The sequence below is a fragment of the Vibrio sp. 10N.247.311.51 genome, from assembly GCF_041467855.1.
Lineage (GTDB): Bacteria > Pseudomonadota > Gammaproteobacteria > Enterobacterales > Vibrionaceae > Vibrio > Vibrio coralliirubri.
Window position 1 is genome coordinate 77,262 of record NZ_JBFSVK010000016.1, and the last position, 14,727, is coordinate 91,988.

Below are 14,727 nucleotides of genomic sequence, written 5' to 3' on the forward strand. Positions count from 1 at the left end.
TAACATTTCCTGAGTGGTTTTTGACAATCGACTTTTAGCAAGACGCGTTTGCATGTTTAAGGAGCGAAAAGAACATAGTTATTGAGTATTTTTTGTAAAAGCAACGCTTGTTGCAAAAGGCAAAACTGATAACATGCAGCCATTATTTGGAGAACACAGACAATGATGATGAGCCTGAAGCAAGCTGAACTAGAACCACAACAAATGATCGCCCGCCTTGATACCTTTATGGCAAAAATCGAGAACCTAGGAAATACATTGGGTTTGGATTTAAGCTTTGCTCAAGCCGATCATATTGCTCTTCGAATCAATGAAACTGAGCTAGCGAAATCAGCCCATCAAGCGTGGTCTGAGTACGGCTCTACGATTTCAGAGGCGATGATCAATGGTCGTCCAATTGTGGTGTTGGCTTTCGATGAACCCTTGCAAAGCCTTGGCTGGAGCATTGAATGTTTAGAGCTGCCATATCCAGCAGAAGGTAAGATTTACCCAAGCCAAGATTGGGAACATGTAGAGTTTGTGATTCCGTCTCATGCTCAAACGGCTGATGAGTACTTAGCGGATCTTAAAGAAACTTACCCGCAGTTCGCTGCTAACTTTGAAACGCTGGCTGAGCAAGGCGTTAAGATCAAACTTTCTAGCCCGAAAGGCGAGGGTGAACGTTTGAATAACCCAACAGTGGCTTTTAAACATCAAGGGATTTGCATCAAGCTACATCCACACTCTTTGAAGAAGATTGTGGAATCAGAACAGGCGTAATTTGAGCAGAGAGTTGCTAGGAAAGAGATTCCTGATCTCGCCTAGGCTCGTCGGAATGACGGGGTATTCGATGGTGTTTGCCAGAGTCTCTCTTTGGATACTGACAGACTGAGCGTTCGAGGGCGTATGTTAGAGCTTATAGCTAGAAGATTCGTCACCGAGTTCGTCATTCCCGATAGCGACGAAGGAGCGTAATTGGGAATCTCGTAAAGCGAGTCTGATCATCAGATACAAAAAAACGCGCGATGGGCTGTCCCTATTGCGCGTTTTTTATTGAGTTCTAATTGGAAGTCTTACCGGAAATCGAATATCCGACTTACAGAATCACAGTCTTGTTACCGTAAACAAATACATGATCATTGATCACCTTGTTTAACGCCTTACTTAATACATTTTTCTCTACGTCACGACCGGCTTGCGCCATGTCTTTCGCGCTGAAGTTGTGATCCACAGGGATAACATCTTGCTTGATGATTGGACCTTCATCCAAGTCATTAGTCACAAAGTGCGCTGTAGCACCAATGATCTTTACGCCGCGCTCATACGCTTGTTGGTATGGCTTTGCGCCAATAAATGCTGGTAAGAAGCTGTGGTGGATATTAATGATCTTGTGGTTGTACTTTTCAACAAATCCTGGAGTCAGCACTCGCATGTACTTAGCCAAAACAAGGTAATCCGCCTCGTATTGATCAATCACTTCTAGCATCTTCTTCTCATGCTCTTCACGGTTTAGCCCTTCGTGAGAAACATGGTGGTAAGGGATGTCAAAACGCTCGGTTAGGCTTTGTAGAATGTCGTAGTTACCGACAACGGCCGCGATTTCAACGTCTAAGCTGCCATCGAAGTTCTTCATTAGAATGTCGCCAAGGCAATGTGCTTCCTTGGTCACGAGTATCACAACACGCTTGCGAGATGAATCAACAAGCTTACGTTTCGTGTTTGCTGGCAGGGCTTGGTCTAAATCGGCAAGCAAGGTTTCATCATTGAAATACCCTTCAAGCTCGGTGCGCATAAAGAAGTGGCCACTTGTGTTATCTACGAACTCATTGTTGTGAATAATATTGAGTTGGTGCTTATAACAAATGTTGGTGATCTTAGAGATGAGGCCCGGGGCATCAGTACAATGTGTTAGTAAAGTTTTTCTTTCCATTTGCATCTTACTTCCATGAAATATTTTTATTCTTCAAATTAAATGCAGGCCGTCGAACGGTGAACTGAGCCGCAATATCACCGTTATAATTAATCTATTATCAAGTTGGTTTCAACAAATTCTGCTGCTGATTTATCGCTTTGATAAATTGTTTGATATAGAAATATCAGTTTTTAGATAGAAAAACAGGCAGAAGCTTCATTTTTAAAAGTTTTGACCGTAGTACGCATTTGAACTTCAACCGAGGCATTTACGCCTTGGCCAAAAATAGAGGTGATACTTATGGATAAAGAGTTACTAGCTAAAAAACTGTACTGCAAGCGAGTGAATTCATTGGCAAGAGGTACCGAGTTAGATGGCCATGTTCTAGATGAAATGTGGGAAAGTAAGACCTCACCAACCGATGCAGCGAAAGCCATACAGCCCGGTGATAACCATTTTGAAGGTGCTCCATGGTTGTCACGTTATCTAGGTCGAAAATAAAAACGATTCTCTAATTCCTACTTCTTCAATTCTTACCTTCGCGGTAACTTAAGTCACGTCAAACTAAACCCAACACCTCCGGTGCGAAGTCATTCTTGATTCGCGCCGGCTCACTAAACCTGCCATAATTCGCCTTCTATTTTTCTAAACTTCGTACTCTATGATATCTAAAACGTTTTCTGCTGATGGTGCTCTGGGTAAAGCGATCCCCGGGTTTCAACCACGACAAGCTCAGCTAGACATGGCTGAAGCGGTTTCACAAGCGATTGAGAAACAGAGCCAATTAGTTGTTGAAGCGGGAACGGGTACCGGTAAGACCTTTGCTTACTTAGTGCCAGCGCTGCTGAGTGGTAAGAAAACCATCATTAGTACGGGGTCTAAAAACCTTCAAGAACAGCTGTTTCACCGAGATTTACCCTTGATGGTCGATGCGCTTGGCTTTTATGGTCAAGTTGCGTTACTCAAAGGGCGTTCAAACTATTTGTGTTTGGATAGGCTCAGCCGTCAAATGATCGAGAGTCATGGTGCTCATACCGACCCAACACTGCTGGCTCAGTTAGTCAAAGTGCGTAGTTGGTCGTCATCCACTCAAACGGGTGATTTGGGGGATTGTGATGATATTGCCGAAGACAGCCCGGTTATCCCGACGATTACCTCGACCAATGACAACTGCTTAGGTAAAGAGTGCCCAAGCTACACCGATTGCTTCGTGCTGAAAGCGCGTAAAAAAGCGATGGACTCTGATGTGGTTGTGGTAAACCACCACTTGTTCTTAGCGGATTTGGCGATTAAAGAGACCGGATTTGGTGAGCTGATTCCTGAAGCTGATGTGTTTATTTTCGATGAAGCGCATCAACTTCCTGACATCGCCAGCCAGTACTTCGGACAATCGGTTTCCAGTCGACAGATCCAAGAGTTAGCCAAAGACATTGAAATCGCTTACCGAACTGAAGCCAAAGACATGCGTCAGCTACAGAAAGTAGGGGATAGGCTCGTTCAATCGTCAGCCGACCTGCGTATTGTGCTTGGTGATACCGGCTTTCGCGGTAACTGGCGTGAAGCCTTGAAATCCGAGTCGATTGCACGAGAGTTGGTTCGTTTGCAAGATGCGCTGCAACTTGCGGTTGATGTATTGAAGTTAGCACTTGGGCGAAGCCAGCTGTTAGACACGGCTTTCGAACGCGCAAACATGATTAAGTCACGTATTGAGCGTGTGTGCGATGTGTCGATCACTGGCTATTCGTATTGGTATGACACTACACCGCGCCACTTTGCTTTGCACATCACACCGCTTTCCGTCGCCGATAAATTCCACGAACAGATTGAGCTGAAACCGGGCGCTTGGGTGTTTACCTCTGCAACCTTGGCGGTATCGGACGATTTCGACCATTTCACCTCACGCTTGGGACTAAAACCGTCGGCACAGTTTTCACTGCCAAGCCCGTTTGACTATCCGAATCAGGCGCGCTTATGTGTACCTCGTTATCTTCCTGAACCGAATAGCCCAGGCTTAGCCGATAAGTTAGTAAGAATGCTGACCCCAGTGATTGAGCAAAACCAAGGTCGCTGTTTCTTCTTATGTACTTCACACAGCATGATGAAAGAGTTGGGGGAGCGATTCCGTGAAACCCTCTCGGTTCCAGTTCTGCTGCAAGGTGAGACAAGTAAGCAAAAAACCTTAGCCGAATTCATGGAATTAGGTAACGCATTGCTGGTGGCTACTGGTGCTTTCTGGGAGGGGATAGATGTTAGGGGCGACGCATTAAGCTGTGTTATCATCGATAAATTGCCCTTTACGGCCCCTGATGACCCTTTACTTAAGGCTCGAATCGAGGACTGTAAGTTAAAAGGGGGTGATCCTTTTGCACAGGTACAGTTGCCAGACGCCGTGATTACCTTGAAACAGGGTGTCGGCCGATTGATACGTGACAAGCGCGATAATGGCGCTTTGATTATTTGCGATAACCGATTGGTGACTCGCGATTACGGTGGCATATTTTTGGCGAGTTTACCGCCTATCCCACGTACCCGTGACTTAGGGGTCATTAAAGAATTCTTAGCTAAAGACCATTCAACCGCTGCTGATTAATTGGCATTGTTGAGTTTAGCCATTATTTTTAGATTAGATAACAGATATTTGAGACACAAATGAGCGCGAAAATTCTTGCAGTAGATACCGCAACTGAAAACTGTTCAGTTGCATTAGTAATGGGTGACCAGGTGTTCGCACGTAGCGAAGAGGCTCCTCGAGACCATACGAAAAAAATTCTACCTATGGTGGATGAAGTACTGAAAGAAGCGAATGTCGCTTTAACCGATATCGATGCTATCGCGTTTGGCCAAGGCCCAGGCAGTTTCACGGGTGTACGTATTGGTATTGGTATTGCTCAAGGCTTAGCTTTTGGTGCTGATTTACCGATGATCGGTGTCTCTACACTGGCAGCGATGGCGCAAGGCAGCTACCGTAAATTTGGTGAAACTCATGTTGCGACAGCAATTGATGCGCGTATGAGCGAAGTGTACTGGGCGCGTTACAGCCGCGAACAAGACGGTCGTTGGACTGCGATTGATGCCGAATGTGTAACGCCACCAAGTGAATTGGCTGCGCAGTTAGAAGCAGATTCTGAAACATGGGCGAAAGTCGGTACCGGTTGGGAAGCTTACTCTGAGCATATGGATACACTAGCGATCAACACCAAAGCGTGTGAAGTGCTATTCCCAGAAGCTCAAGATATGGCGTTCCTTGCTCAATTCGCTTATGCAGAAGGTAAAGCGGTTGCAGCAGAAGAGTCTGAGCCAGTTTATCTTCGTGACAAAGTGACTTGGAAGAAACTGCCAGGTCGCGAATAATTTTTACAAGGTTCTGATGCAAATTAGGTCTAAATGCGTATTATTTAGATTTGAGAGGGCAGATATTTAGTCATGGTATCAATTAACAACTTACCTCCTTCTTCGACAGGCAGCACGTCTAAGCCGAATCGAATCAAAAAGAAGGAGCAGGCAAAAAAATCTGATGCTAGCACTGCTGTTGGGCAACCGACTAAGGTGGCTAATGCTGTTTCTCACTCTATTCGTCAAGTTAAAGAGTCTGAACTACACAAGGCTCAAATCCAGTATGATCTTCCAGAAGGCCGAGGACGTAAGGCTATGGAAGAGTATATGGACGTAATGAATCAGGCGAAGAAAGAAGAACTTGCAAAGCTTATCGGTGTCGATATCTACATCTAGAGCTTCTTATTAATGCCTGTTTAAGGACCAGAACCATGTCAAATTATCTCTCTAAATTACGCTTAATAGCCTTTTCTCTTGGTGTCTTGGTACTTGCCGGGTGTTCATCACTTCCTAGCGAGCTTGAAGCAAAATCAGAGCCTGTGATTAGCGATTACCAACAATGGGTCGACCAACTACCGGACGCGAAAAGTGTTCGATTAGGTGGTGTTATCTCTAAAGTGACCAACTTGAAAGACAGGACTCGAATCGAAGTCGCTAATATGCCGATTTCGAGTAGCGGTAAGCCTGATCTAGATGCAGAGCCAAGCGGACGTTTTGTTGGTTATATTGAAGGGTACGTTGAGCCTCTAAGTTTTGCTGAAGGTCGTCTGATTACGTTAGTAGGCCAGTCAAGCGGGAGTGAAGATGGAAAAATAGGGGAATACCCTTACACCTTCCCTGTGATGAAAGTGGATAACCAACGACTGTGGAACATTACTGAGCGCGTTGTTGTTAACGATTTTGCACCAACTTACTACTCGTGCAGAAGTTTACATTGTCGCAGTTTTCAAACGATGCCAAGACAAGGTCGAGTGATACAGGACGTAGAGTAGTTAACTTTATTCGACGTTGATTGCGCAAACAGATGGAACTAAATGTTTGATGATTGAAAAGTCATACTCCCTCGCGAGCGGGACGCTTGCAACACAACAGATTGGCAACCCACAAACGACCGCAACGACGGTCGTTTTTATTCATGGGTGGTTGGACAATTCGTCCAGTTTTAACCAGGTTATGCAGCAAGTCGCCAAGCTTGCTCCCAATGCTCACCTTGTAGCTATCGACCTCTTCGGACACGGCTTCTCGTCGCACAAATCGGGAAGTTACTACCCATTTCATGATTATATTGATGACTTGCATCAGTTGGTGACTAAATTATCGCCAAACAGACTGGTACTGGTAGGACATTCACTTGGTGCATTGATAGCAAGTTGCTATAGTGCCGCCTTTCCTGAAAAGGTGTCAGGATTAATTCAAATTGAAGGTCACGGACCTCTTTCTGAAGCTCCCCACGAAACAGTCTCTCGCTTGAGGGATGGGGTACTCAGTCGTCTTCGACAGCGAAGAAAGCCTTCACGTCCTCTGGCAAGCCTTGAGGATGCTATTAAGCTGAGAGCTCACGCCAACCAAATTAATGCTGAATTAATCGCTCCTATTGTTGAGCGAGGTATTGTCGAGTTCTCGAACTCTTGGCAATGGCGATGCGACCCTAATCTAAAATGTGACTCGTTATATCGAATGTCACAGGCGCACGCTGAAGCGATTATGGCGGCTATTGAATGCCCTCAATTAATAATCCTAGGGAATGATGGATTCCGACATTTGCAGCATAATCGCTACAAATCAGTGCATAGTCCTCTGCATATAGAGACTGTTCCTGGCGGACATCATTGTCATTTAGAGAGCCCAGAGCTAGTTTCAGAGCTAATTCTTGGTGTAGTTAACAAAATTTAAACAAGTGTTTGAGCCTTTTAGTGCTCATGCACTAAAGCTGTGCTGTAATACCGCAATGATAAAAAGCGGCGAAGCAGTCGTCAGCTGATAAACGAGGAGTAACATCGTGGATAAACCTTGGCTTTCACGTTATCCAAGTGACGTACCAGAAACGATCAACCCAGATCAGTACCCATCTCTTGTAGAAATGTTTGAACAGTCGGTACAGAAGTACGCGGACCAACCTGCATTCGAGAACATGGGCTCGATTATGACATTCCGTAAGCTTGAAGAGCGCAGCCGTGCTTTTGCCGCTTACTTGCAGAATGACTTGAAACTGAAGAAGGGCGATCGCGTCGCGCTAATGATGCCAAACCTACTGCAATACCCAATTGCACTATTTGGTGTATTGCGTGCCGGTATGATTGCAGTGAACGTCAACCCACTGTACACACCTCGTGAGCTTGAACATCAACTGAACGATTCTGGTGCAAAGGCGATTGTTATCGTATCTAACTTTGCGAGCACGCTAGAGAAAGTCGTTGATAACACGCCGGTTAAACACGTAGTTCTAACTAGCCTAGGGCAAATGCTGCCACGCGCGAAAGGGACAATTGTCGACTTCGTAGTGAAATACGTAAAAGGCATGGTGCCTAAGTATGATCTGCCGGGTGCTATCTCATTCAGAAAAGCGCTGCACAAAGGCCGTCGTCTTCAATATGTGAAGCCGTTCATGGCGGGTGATGACATCGCGTTCCTACAGTACACAGGTGGTACTACGGGTGTAGCGAAGGGCGCAATCCTAACGCACCGCAATATGATCGCGAACGTACTTCAAGCGAAAGGAGCTTACGGTCCTGTTCTGCAAGAAGGCCGCGAGTTAGTTGTAACGGCATTACCGCTTTACCACGTATTTGCACTGACGGTGAACTGCTTACTGTTTGTTGAGATGGGTGGTCGTAACCTTCTAATTACTAACCCTCGTGACATTCCTGGCTTTATTAAAGAGCTGCAAAAGGTTCCGTTTACCGCAATTACCGGCGTAAACACCTTGTTTAACGCACTAGTTAATAACGAAGATTTCCACGAGTTGGATTTCAGTAACCTACGCCTATCTGTTGGCGGCGGCATGGCGGTTCAACGCGCTGTTGCTGAGCAATGGAAGAAAGCGACAGGCATTCACCTATTGGAAGGCTATGGCTTAACTGAGTGTTCACCACTGGTAACAGGTAACCCATACGACCTTAAAGACTACACAGGTGCTATTGGCCTACCTGTACCATCGACAGAAGTTCGTATTGTTGATGATGAAGGCAAGGTTATTGCTAATGACCAAGTAGGCGAGCTACAAGTTCGTGGTCCTCAGGTGATGCAAGGTTACTGGCAGCGCCCTGAAGCGACCAAAGAAGTGATCGATCAAGACGGTTGGTTATCGACAGGTGACATCGTTAAGTTTGATGACGAAGGCTTGTTGTACATCGTTGACCGTAAGAAAGATATGATTCTTGTATCAGGCTTCAACGTTTACCCGAACGAGATTGAAGACGTAGTGGCTCTGCACGGCAAAGTGCTTGAAGTAGCAGCTATCGGCCAACCTCACGAAGTATCTGGTGAGCTGGTTAAGATCTACGTAGTTAAGCGTGACCCTAGCCTGACCAAAGAAGACATTATCGCGCACTGTCGTGAGCACCTAACGGGTTACAAGATCCCTAAATTAGTCGAGTTCAGAGATGATCTTCCAAAGACTAACGTAGGTAAGATCTTACGCCGAGTACTGCGTGAAGAAAACGATGCAGAACTTGCGAAACGCGCTAGCGAATAACTAGCCCGTTTACGAGAAAGCACTGCACCAAAACCATTGAGGCGCTTAATCTAAGCGAGCGCTGAAAAATGGTGTTAGAATGCCGACAGTTAATGTCGGCATTTTTGTATCCGGCGATCAAATAGAAACCTGTGAGAGTTTTTGTGGATTATCAAATCATTACCCAATTGAAAGACCTTGAGCGAGTTTGCCAACAAGCACGTGAAGCCGATGTCGTTATGCTTGATACGGAGTTTGTTCGTACAAGAACCTATTACCCTCAATTAGGCTTAATTCAGTTATTTGATGGTGAAACGCTGTCACTGATTGACCCTATTGCTCTTGGTGAAATGACACCATTTGTTGGATTGTTGAAAGACGCTTCTGTTCTGAAAGTGCTGCACGCTTGTGGTGAAGATTTGGAAGTGTTCCAAAACACATTTGGTTGTACACCAACACCAATGGTTGATACCCAGATCATGGCAGCTTTCTTAGGTCATGGTTTATCAACGGGCTTTGCTGCTCTGGTTTCAGAGTTTGTCGGTGTCGATCTCGATAAGAGTGAATCTCGTACCGACTGGCTGGCGCGTCCGCTTTCTCAAAAGCAATTGGACTACGCAGCGGCAGACGTGCATTACCTAATGCCAATGTACAACAAGCTTCTAGAAAAAGTGATGGAAGCTGGCTGGTGGGAAGCGGCTCAACAAGAGTCTGATTTACAAGTTGCCAAGCGCATTCGTAAAGTAAACCCAGATACAGCCTACCTTGATATTAAAGGGGCGTGGCAGCTTAAACCTAAGCAGCTAGCGATCTTACGACCTCTAGCAACTTGGCGTCTAAAAGAAGCAATCAAGCGCGATTTAGCGCTGAATTTTGTCTTCAAAGAACAAGACCTATGGGCTGTGGCGCGTTTTGCGATGAAAGATCCTAAGCACATGGAGCAAGAGGGTTTTGATTACCGCTCTGTACGCCGACATGGTGCGAAGATCAGCTCAATTGTTAAGTTAGCGGAACATACACCAGAAGAAGAGTACCCAGCACCAGTAGAACGTCTAATGGACTTCCCTGGCTACAAGCAACTGTTCAAAGTGCTGAAAGATGAAGTGAAAACAGCATCACAACACAGCGGTTTAGCGACGGAATTCTTGGCATCGAAGAAGCAGCTTAACCAAGTGTTAAGCTGGGTGTGGAAGCACGATCGTAACCCAGAGAAGCTGCCTGATGTTATGCAAGGCTGGCGTTTAGATGTGGTTGGCGAAAAGCTGAGCAAAGCGATCAAATAACCGCTTGCTGCTTTAAAGCCTAACTTAGTGACAGCTATAAAACTGCAGATACAAAAAAGAGAGCCTAGGCTCTCTTTTTTTATTCAATCAATACAAGCAAGTGTATTACCTGTCGATTTTGTGCAGAAAGATTATCGATCTTCTTCTGGAAGCTTAACATTCAACTCTAACACTGAGATGTCGTCATCTTTGTGTTCAAAAGTCAGATCAACCATTGATGGATCGACCTCAACGTACTTGGCAATACACTTCAAGATGTCTTCTTTCAGTTGCGGCAGGTAAGACGGCGCTGGGTCGTCATGGCTGCGTCGCTCTGCAACAATGATCTGCAAACGTTCTTTGGCTAGGTTTGCGGTTGTCTTTTTCTGTGGTCTAAAAAACTCTAATAATGACATTGTGTATTAGCCCCCGAACAGTCGTTTGAAGATGCCTTTCTTCTGTTCCGTTAAGAAGCGGAAGTCAACTTGGCTACCCAGTAGTCGCTCTACAGTATCATTGTAAGCCATACCTGCGTCGGTTGCTTCGTCAAAGATAACGGGAACACCCTTGTTCGATGCATTGAGTACCGCTTGGCTCTCTGGAATTACACCCAGTAGAGAGATGTGCAGGATTTCTTCAACGTCTTCCACACTGAGCATCTCACCTTGAGTTACACGTGCTGGATTGTAGCGAGTCAGTAGAAGGTGTGTTTTCACTGGCTCTAAGCCGTCTTCTGAACGACGAGATTTAGAGTCAAGAATACCTAGAATACGGTCTGAATCGCGTACTGAAGAGACTTCTGGGTTGGTGGTTACAATCGCTTCATCAGCGAAGTACAACGCCATCAGAGCGCCTTGTTCGATACCCGCAGGAGAATCACAGATGATGAAATCAAAGCCCATTTCATCCAGTTCATCAAATACACGACGAACACCATCTTTTGTTAGTGCGTCTTTATCACGAGTTTGAGAAGCAGGAAGAATGAACAGGTTCTCTGTGCGCTTGTCTTTGATCATCGCTTGGTTCAGCGTCGCTTCACCATTGATAACGTTAACGAAGTCGTACACAACACGACGCTCACAACCCATGATTAAATCTAGATTACGCAGACCGATATCAAAGTCGATAACTGCGGTTTTCTTTCCTTTTAAAGCCAGACCCGAGGCAATAGCTGCACTGGAGGTCGTTTTGCCTACCCCGCCTTTACCTGACGTTACAACGATAATGCGTGCCATTCTGTTTTCCTTTTATTTCTCTTATATTGCGAGGACATCAACGTGTAATACATCGTTTGCCATACTGAACATGGTTTTCTTCTGCCAGTACTCGCTTTCAATTTGATCGCTGAGCCAGTAATTTCCTGCAATGGAAACCAGCTCGGCTTGTAAATCATTACAAATTATTTTTGCTTCAGTTTGACCACTTGCACCTGCAATTGCACGACCGCGTAAAGTGCCATGAATATGGATGCTGCCATCGGCAATCACTTCCGCGCCTGCACTCACATGGCTGAGAATCAATAGATCGCCATCTTTCGCATAAACCTGCTGACCAGAACGAATCGGGGTTCTAATCACCTTTATCGGGGCCATCTTCGCTGGAGCTTGAGATGGCGACTTGCTTGCCGTCATCACTGCAAAACCGGCTTCTTTAGCGAGGTTTTGCATTCGCTTATCAGAGCAGCCAGCCACACCAACCGGGATCATGCCCGCTTGAGATATACCATTTTTCAGTTGCACGAAATCTATATCGCCCGCGACTTTGCTAATGTTGATAACAACAGGCGCAGCTGCGAAAAAAGTGGGTGCCTGGTCTACCTTCTCTTGAAGAAAAGACACTGCATTTTCGACTTGATCATCGGATAAGTGCAAAACAGATAGCGTAAAGCTGCTACCTTTTAGATCTGGGTTACTAGACATCGAAAAACTACAGGACCTCAATAGCGGATTGGTACAATTTCTTTATCAATAAAATAAAGGGCATTGCCTGAAACTAGGTTTATCATGTTATATTCCCAAACCAAGCACAGCAAGTAATCTTGTTGTCAAATGAACGTTTTGTTCCCAATATTTCCCTAACATAAACTATTGATCTCGCAAGTGAGAGTTTTGTAGTCATAAACATTTAAAAAAGGTTTGTCATGCTGTGTTCTATATATAAAAGTTCAAAGAAAGAAGGAACATACCTTTATATCCCTAAGAAGGATGATTTTTCACAAGTTCCTGACGCATTGATGCAAATGTTTGGTAAACCTAGTTTTGTAATGGTAATTAAAATGGACGGCCGTAAACTTGCTCAAGTGAACATCGATAAAGTGAGAGAATCACTGAACACCGATGGTTTCTTTTTGCAGGTTCCGCCACCACCAGTTAACGAACTTGAGCTTCATAAAGAGCGTAAAGCTCAAAATAAAGGTCAAGACGAAGAGTGATAGCCACCTCAATTCAAGGAGGAGTGATCGTTGAGTAAATTTTCGAAAACCATATTGGCTGTGTCGGCATTACTATTGGGTAATAGCCTGACCATTGGCTCAGTTCAAGCTGAAGAGCTTAGCTTTGAGCAATATGTAGAAAAACTAAAGCAACAAGGTCGTGAAGAAGGTATTTCTGAAGCGATCATTGATGAAGCCTTTGATGGTGTAACGTTTAAGCCACGTGCGGTAAAAGCCGACAAAAACCAACCTGAGAAAAAACTGACTCTGGATGAATACATTCCACGAGCGGTTCCAGATTGGAAAGTGAAGCAGGCAAGGTCACTCTATAAGGAACACTACACCGCGTTAAAGCGTATTGGTGATGAATATGGTGTTCAACCAAGGTTCATTGTCGCGCTATGGGGGGTTGAGAGTAATTTTGGTAAGTTCACGGGCAATTACAGCGTTATCGACGCCCTAACGACCATGGCTTATGAAGGCCGCAGAGAAGCTTTCTTCCGTAGCGAAGCGATGGCGGCATTGAAGATTCTTGATCAAGGCCATATTGCACCAAAAGAGATGAAAGGCTCTTGGGCTGGTGCGATGGGTCAGCCTCAGTTTATGCCAAGTTCATTCTTAGCGTATGCCGCTGATGGCAGTGGCGACGGTAAGAAAGACATTTGGGGCACTGAAGAAGACGTATTTGCTTCAGCGGCCAATTATCTCAGCCAATCAGGGTGGGATGACAAATATACTTGGGGTCGTCAGGTTCATGTTCCGTCAACTGTGTCGATCGATTTACAAGGTCGAGATGAAGACAAAGCGAAATACTTAAAAGAGTGGTCTGAACTCGGTATTAAACGCTATGACGATCGCCCACTGCCAACGCTTGATGAAGACATTAAAGCTTGGTTGATAATGCCAGATGACGAAGCGGGTCGTTCGTACCTCATTTACAACAACTACAATGTGTTAATGAAGTGGAATCGTTCTTACTACTTTGCTTTGGCAGTAAGCCATCTAGCCGACAGAATTAAGTTTGATTAACAGACCTAAGTCGCTTTGAATAGCACTTGGCCTACCATAGGCAGAACGAACTAAAGGACTCTTCGGAGTCCTTTTTGATTTTATATTTCAGAGAGTTAAGAAGGTGGTCTTGTGCTAACAGATAGAGCTGCACAGATGGTGATATTCCATGCGCTGATCAAGCACGAAGGTTTTACCAGTGCTGCAAAAAGCTTAAATGTTTCAGTGTCTCATATCAGCAAGCAAGTCGCTTTGCTTGAAGACTCGATAGGAATCAAGCTGGTGCAAAGGACGACACGAAGCCTCACGCTTACCGAAGCGGGAGACGTGTTCTATCAACACTGTGAGCAGCTGTTTAACACGGTGAAATCAGCTCAGATGGATATGGACAGCCAGCGCGATGATATCTCTGGAATACTGCGCGTCGGTTTGTCGCAGTCATTTGGCACGCTGCATATCATTCCCGCGATCGACCAACTCAGACAGCTTTACCCACAGCTGAGAATCGAGGTCCACTTGTTCGATTATAAGGTGGATATGATTGAAGAGCGTTTGGATCTCTGGATCACCAACAATGAAGACTTGCCTGAAGGTTACATTGCGCAGCGATTAGCCGACAGCCAGTTTGTGGTGGCCGCATCGCCCGATTACCTGATTAAGGCCGGGACGCCACATGTGCCTTCTGATCTGATTGACCACAATTGCCTTATCTATCGCAGCCGAGAGCGAGATTACACATCGTGGGCGTTTGATAACGGACAAGAAAACCTCAGTGTCAAAGTCGCGGGTGATTACTCAGTTGATTTGGCTGAGGCAGTTCGAGACGCAGCCGTATCAGGGTGGGGCGTGGCTTACTTAGCCACCTACTTAGTCAAAGAAGAGTTTAGAACGGGCAAGTTGATTCAAGTATTACCAGAGTGGAGAGCCAGTCAGCTGATGCCATTCTATGCTGTTTACCCAAGCAGAAAGAACATGCCGAAGAAGCTTTCAGCGGTGATTGAGTTCATTAAAGATCATATAGGGTCGCCGACGTATTGGGACAAAAACCTCAAAACTTGTGTTGAACTGCATCGCTAACTGTTTCCTAATCTATAAATATAATTTCCATATGGAAAAAGTATGCTTTTTA

The 14,727-nt window shown here is 45.3% G+C and carries 16 protein-coding genes; 12 read left to right on the forward strand and 4 right to left on the reverse strand.

The window, feature by feature from the left end; genetic code table 11:
• Window positions 1-162: 162 nt before the first annotated feature.
• Window positions 163-759, forward strand: coding sequence for a VOC family protein (locus AB6E85_RS15305; protein WP_050643045.1), 597 nt, complete (start codon window positions 163-165; stop codon window positions 757-759).
• Window positions 760-1,075: 316 nt separating this feature from the next.
• On the opposite strand, the gene purU is transcribed toward AB6E85_RS15305, so the two are convergent.
• Complete coding sequence (gene purU / locus AB6E85_RS15310) at window positions 1,076-1,909, reverse strand: formyltetrahydrofolate deformylase (RefSeq protein WP_048615167.1); 834 nt, start codon at window positions 1,907-1,909, stop codon at window positions 1,076-1,078.
• A 282-nt stretch (window positions 1,910-2,191) separates the two neighbouring features.
• On the opposite strand from purU, the gene AB6E85_RS15315 reads away from it, so the two are divergent.
• The 8 genes from AB6E85_RS15315 to rnd all read left to right on the forward strand — a co-directional run bounded on the left by AB6E85_RS15315 (window position 2,192) and on the right by rnd (window position 10,180).
• Complete coding sequence (locus tag AB6E85_RS15315; RefSeq protein WP_048610427.1) at window positions 2,192-2,392, forward strand: hypothetical protein; 201 nt, start codon at window positions 2,192-2,194, stop codon at window positions 2,390-2,392.
• A 160-nt stretch (window positions 2,393-2,552) separates the two neighbouring features.
• The gene (locus AB6E85_RS15320) at window positions 2,553-4,481 is read left to right on the forward strand and encodes an ATP-dependent DNA helicase (RefSeq protein ID WP_048611472.1); all 1,929 of its coding nucleotides are present in this window, start codon (window positions 2,553-2,555) and stop codon (window positions 4,479-4,481) included.
• 59 nt (window positions 4,482-4,540) lie between these two features.
• Window positions 4,541-5,242, forward strand: a complete 702-nt coding sequence (gene tsaB, locus AB6E85_RS15325; RefSeq protein WP_050052397.1) for a tRNA (adenosine(37)-N6)-threonylcarbamoyltransferase complex dimerization subunit type 1 TsaB — start codon at window positions 4,541-4,543, stop codon at window positions 5,240-5,242.
• 72 nt (window positions 5,243-5,314) lie between these two features.
• Window positions 5,315-5,620, forward strand: coding sequence for a chromosome partitioning protein ParA (locus tag AB6E85_RS15330; RefSeq protein WP_372143151.1), 306 nt, complete (start codon window positions 5,315-5,317; stop codon window positions 5,618-5,620).
• A gap of 35 nt (window positions 5,621-5,655) precedes the next feature.
• Window positions 5,656-6,216 (forward strand): Slp family lipoprotein, encoded by a 561-nt coding sequence (locus AB6E85_RS15335; protein WP_050647371.1) that lies wholly within the window; start codon window positions 5,656-5,658, stop codon window positions 6,214-6,216.
• Between the two features lie 49 nt (window positions 6,217-6,265).
• On the forward strand, window positions 6,266-7,117 hold the full coding sequence (locus tag AB6E85_RS15340) for an alpha/beta fold hydrolase (RefSeq protein WP_372143168.1): 852 nt from the start codon (window positions 6,266-6,268) through the stop codon (window positions 7,115-7,117).
• Window positions 7,118-7,223: 106 nt separating this feature from the next.
• Complete coding sequence (fadD, locus tag AB6E85_RS15345) at window positions 7,224-8,918, forward strand: long-chain-fatty-acid--CoA ligase FadD (RefSeq protein WP_017062375.1); 1,695 nt, start codon at window positions 7,224-7,226, stop codon at window positions 8,916-8,918.
• 143 nt (window positions 8,919-9,061) lie between these two features.
• Window positions 9,062-10,180: a ribonuclease D gene (rnd, locus tag AB6E85_RS15350; RefSeq protein ID WP_048610438.1), complete on the forward strand. Its 1,119-nt coding sequence runs from the start codon at window positions 9,062-9,064 to the stop codon at window positions 10,178-10,180.
• 131 nt (window positions 10,181-10,311) lie between these two features.
• On the opposite strand, the gene minE is transcribed toward rnd, so the two are convergent.
• Genes minE through minC form a run of 3 tightly spaced genes read right to left on the reverse strand, consistent with a single transcriptional unit; the run spans window position 10,312 to window position 12,078 of the window.
• Window positions 10,312-10,575, reverse strand: coding sequence for a cell division topological specificity factor MinE (gene minE, locus AB6E85_RS15355; RefSeq protein WP_010436847.1), 264 nt, complete (start codon window positions 10,573-10,575; stop codon window positions 10,312-10,314).
• Between the two features lie 6 nt (window positions 10,576-10,581).
• Window positions 10,582-11,394, reverse strand: a complete 813-nt coding sequence (minD, locus tag AB6E85_RS15360) for a septum site-determining protein MinD (protein WP_009848498.1) — start codon at window positions 11,392-11,394, stop codon at window positions 10,582-10,584.
• Window positions 11,395-11,415: 21 nt separating this feature from the next.
• Window positions 11,416-12,078, reverse strand: a complete 663-nt coding sequence (gene minC / locus AB6E85_RS15365; RefSeq protein ID WP_017063419.1) for a septum site-determining protein MinC — start codon at window positions 12,076-12,078, stop codon at window positions 11,416-11,418.
• Between the two features lie 221 nt (window positions 12,079-12,299).
• On the opposite strand from minC, the gene AB6E85_RS15370 reads away from it, so the two are divergent.
• The 3 genes from AB6E85_RS15370 to AB6E85_RS15380 all read left to right on the forward strand — a co-directional run bounded on the left by AB6E85_RS15370 (window position 12,300) and on the right by AB6E85_RS15380 (window position 14,675).
• Window positions 12,300-12,590 carry a YcgL domain-containing protein gene (locus tag AB6E85_RS15370; protein WP_017079488.1) on the forward strand — a complete coding sequence of 97 codons (291 nt, stop codon included), beginning with the start codon at window positions 12,300-12,302 and terminating at the stop codon, window positions 12,588-12,590.
• A gap of 30 nt (window positions 12,591-12,620) precedes the next feature.
• Window positions 12,621-13,619 (forward strand): lytic transglycosylase domain-containing protein, encoded by a 999-nt coding sequence (locus AB6E85_RS15375; protein ID WP_372143152.1) that lies wholly within the window; start codon window positions 12,621-12,623, stop codon window positions 13,617-13,619.
• Window positions 13,620-13,754: 135 nt separating this feature from the next.
• Window positions 13,755-14,675 carry a LysR family transcriptional regulator gene (locus AB6E85_RS15380; protein WP_080967320.1) on the forward strand — a complete coding sequence of 307 codons (921 nt, stop codon included), beginning with the start codon at window positions 13,755-13,757 and terminating at the stop codon, window positions 14,673-14,675.
• The last annotated feature ends 52 nt before the right edge of the window (window positions 14,676-14,727 follow it).

Excerpts from the sequence above, each read along its gene's own strand:
- tsaB (WP_050052397.1), top strand. The coding sequence starts at position 4,541 with ATGAGCGCGAAAATTCTTGCAGTAGATACCGCAACTGAAAACTGTTCA.
- minD (WP_009848498.1), bottom strand. The coding sequence starts at position 11,394 with ATGGCACGCATTATCGTTGTAACGTCAGGTAAAGGCGGGGTAGGCAAA.
- AB6E85_RS15335 (WP_050647371.1), top strand. The coding sequence starts at position 5,656 with ATGTCAAATTATCTCTCTAAATTACGCTTAATAGCCTTTTCTCTTGGT.
- AB6E85_RS15330 (WP_372143151.1), top strand. The coding sequence starts at position 5,315 with ATGGTATCAATTAACAACTTACCTCCTTCTTCGACAGGCAGCACGTCT.
- AB6E85_RS15320 (WP_048611472.1), top strand. The coding sequence starts at position 2,553 with ATGATATCTAAAACGTTTTCTGCTGATGGTGCTCTGGGTAAAGCGATC.
- AB6E85_RS15340 (WP_372143168.1), top strand. The coding sequence starts at position 6,266 with ATGATTGAAAAGTCATACTCCCTCGCGAGCGGGACGCTTGCAACACAA.
- minC (WP_017063419.1), bottom strand. The coding sequence starts at position 12,078 with ATGTCTAGTAACCCAGATCTAAAAGGTAGCAGCTTTACGCTATCTGTT.
- AB6E85_RS15380 (WP_080967320.1), top strand. The coding sequence starts at position 13,755 with ATGGTGATATTCCATGCGCTGATCAAGCACGAAGGTTTTACCAGTGCT.
- AB6E85_RS15305 (WP_050643045.1), top strand. The coding sequence starts at position 163 with ATGATGATGAGCCTGAAGCAAGCTGAACTAGAACCACAACAAATGATC.
- purU (WP_048615167.1), bottom strand. The coding sequence starts at position 1,909 with ATGGAAAGAAAAACTTTACTAACACATTGTACTGATGCCCCGGGCCTC.
- minE (WP_010436847.1), bottom strand. The coding sequence starts at position 10,575 with ATGTCATTATTAGAGTTTTTTAGACCACAGAAAAAGACAACCGCAAAC.
- AB6E85_RS15315 (WP_048610427.1), top strand. The coding sequence starts at position 2,192 with ATGGATAAAGAGTTACTAGCTAAAAAACTGTACTGCAAGCGAGTGAAT.
- AB6E85_RS15370 (WP_017079488.1), top strand. The coding sequence starts at position 12,300 with ATGCTGTGTTCTATATATAAAAGTTCAAAGAAAGAAGGAACATACCTT.